The organism is Streptomyces alkaliterrae (assembly GCF_007097205.2).
In the GTDB taxonomy this organism is placed as follows: Bacteria; Actinomycetota; Actinomycetes; order Streptomycetales; family Streptomycetaceae; genus Streptomyces; species Streptomyces alkaliterrae.
The window spans coordinates 1-1,872 of sequence record NZ_VJYK02000538.1 but is presented as its reverse complement, the minus strand read 5'-3'; the positions used below and the strand labels follow the sequence as shown (position 1 = coordinate 1,872).

Here is a 1,872-nt window from a genome sequence, read left to right as displayed (position 1 = left end):
GGCGAGGCCGCCCCCGTCGCCCCGCACCCCCTGACGGCATCACGCGGGCGCGGCGGGGACGGCCTCGCCGGCCGAGCCCGATCACCCGATCAGCCCAGCCGGCCACAACAGGCGCAACCGCCCCAAACACCCGGCACGGCCACCCCGACCGTCGCCGGCCAAGCGCGCCCTCACCGCCAGGGGAACCGCACCGCGCTAACATGATGTCCGGAATATCCGACACTTGACAGAGTGCGTCGCGGTATGACCGCATCTCATATCTGAGATATGGTCGCCGCCATGACCGACGACTACCTCGCACGCATCGGACAGCTCATCAGGGACGCCCGGCAACACCGTGGCTGGACCCAGAGCCAGCTCGCGGAAGCGCTCGGCACCAGTCAGAGCGCGGTCAACCGCATCGAGCGCGGCAACCAGAACATCAGTCTTGAGATGATCGCCCGTATCGGAGAGGCGCTGGACAGCGAGATCGTCTCCCTTGGCTACTCCGGCCCGATGCACCTGCGAGTGGTCGGCCGCCGACGCCTCTCGGGCGCCATCGACGTCAAGACGAGCAAGAACGCGTGCGTCGCCCTGCTGTGCGCCACGCTGCTCAACTCCGGTCGCACCGTGCTGCGTCGCGTCGCGCGCATCGAGGAGGTCTACCGCCTCCTGGAGGTGCTGAACTCCATCGGCGTGCGCACCCGCTGGATCAACGACGGCGCCGACCTCGAGATCGTGCCGCCCGCCGAACTCGACCTCGACAGCATCGACGCGGAGGCCGCCCGCCGCACCCGGTCGATCATCATGTTCATGGGCCCGCTGCTGCACCGCGCCGAGCGCTTCAGGCTCCCCTACGCCGGCGGCTGCGACCTGGGCACCCGCACGGTCGAGCCGCACATGCAGGCCCTCCGCCGGTTCGGGCTGGAGGTGACGGCCACCGAGGGCATGTACCACGGCCTCGTCGAGGGCTCCGTCCGCCCCGACCGCCCCATCGTGCTGACCGAGCGCGGCGACACCGTCACCGAGAACGCCCTGCTCGCCGCCGCGCGCCACGACGGCGTCACCGTCATCCGCAACGCCAGCTCCAACTACATGGTCCAGGACCTGTGCTTCTTCCTGGAGCAGCTCGGCGTCGACGTGGAGGGCGTCGGCACCACCACCCTCACCGTGCACGGACGCGCCGACATCAACGTCGACGTCGACTACTCCCCCTCCGAGGACCCGGTCGAGGCCATGAGCCTGCTGGCCGCCGCCGTCGTCACCGAGTCGGAACTGACCATCCGGCGCGTACCGGTGGAGTTCCTGGAGGTCGAGCTGGCCGTGCTGGAGGAGATGGGCCTCGACCACGACCGCAGCCCCGAGTACCCGGCCGACAACGGACGCACCCGGCTGATCGACCTCACCGTACGGCCCTCCAAGCTGGAGGCGCCGATCGACAAGATCCACCCGATGCCGTTCCCCGGCCTCAACATCGACAACGTGCCGTTCTTCGCGGCCATCGCCGCGTCCGCGCACGGCTCCACACTGATCCACGACTGGGTCTACGACAACCGGGCGATCTACCTCACCGACCTCAACCGCCTCGGCGGCCGGCTCCAGCTCCTCGACCCGCACCGGGTACTGGTCGAGGGCCCGACCCGCTGGCGCGCCGCCGAGATGATGTGCCCGCCCGCGCTGCGCCCGGCGGTGGTGGTCCTGCTCGCCATGATGGCCGCCGAGGGAACCTCCGTCCTGCGGAACGTCTACGTCATCAACCGCGGCTACGAGGACCTGGCCGACCGCCTCAACTCCATCGGCGCCCAGATCGAGATCTTCCGGGATATCTGACAAGAAGGTGCCGCCGCACCCCGTCCGACCCGCGGCTTGGCGGGGTGGGCGGGGGCGCGGCGG

1 protein-coding gene is annotated in these 1,872 nt (G+C 70.0%); it reads left to right on the top strand.

Annotated features, from left to right (window positions below):
* Positions 1-279: 279 nt before the first annotated feature.
* Positions 280-1,809, top strand: a complete 1,530-nt coding sequence (locus FNX44_RS26530) for a helix-turn-helix domain-containing protein (RefSeq protein ID WP_143651513.1) — start codon at positions 280-282, stop codon at positions 1,807-1,809.
* The last annotated feature ends 63 nt before the right edge of the window (positions 1,810-1,872 follow it).